This window comes from Rhodococcus sp. DMU2021 (genome assembly GCF_019641445.1).
Taxonomy (GTDB): Bacteria; Actinomycetota; Actinomycetes; order Mycobacteriales; family Mycobacteriaceae; genus Rhodococcus; species Rhodococcus pyridinivorans.
The window spans coordinates 1-548 of sequence record NZ_JAIFKB010000110.1 but is presented as its reverse complement, the minus strand read 5'-3'; the positions used below and the strand labels follow the sequence as shown (position 1 = coordinate 548).

The 548-nt window shown below is 67.9% G+C and carries 1 pseudogene; it reads right to left on the bottom strand.

Annotated features, from left to right (window positions below):
* Positions 1–548 (bottom strand): annotated as a pseudogene (locus K3M35_RS27005) (conjugal transfer protein TraA); the annotation flags it as partial.

The window sequence follows — 548 nt, the reverse complement described above, 5'->3', positions numbered from 1 at the left end:
CACAGCCGCACCCGCCGAGGGTCGGTTCCCCGCTGGCCGATTGCGGTGATCCACGGCGCGCTGCATTCGAGTGCGGTGGTGGTGTAGGAGTCGATGAACGCGTGCATCTGCTGCTCGCACGAGCGGGCGTAGGCGGCGAGGATGGGATCGGTTTCGGCCGCGGCGTCGGTCAGTGCGGGCACACGGTAGCCGGCCACCGCATCGGTACGGCGGCGCGGCAACTGCGCTCCGTCCCCGGAATCGATGCGGGTCTTCAGGGCGCGGGCGATGACCTGGCCGGGGGAGTTGCGGTCGGTGTCGATCCGGCCGGCTCTGCCTTCGGAGCTCATCACGGCGGCGGCCTCACGCAGCAGAGCCTCGGTGTCCCACCCGAAAGTTTCCGACTGGGCGACGTAGGTGACGATCTGATCCCACCCCCCGAGGCTGTGCACCCAGCCGAACTGCTCCTCGGTGAGGATCCGATCGAGTAGCTCTTCGGTGTAGTCCTCGTACAGCTCCCCGACGGCGAGCATGTAGGTGTTGGTGATCGTCGACCAGGATGCGGCCTT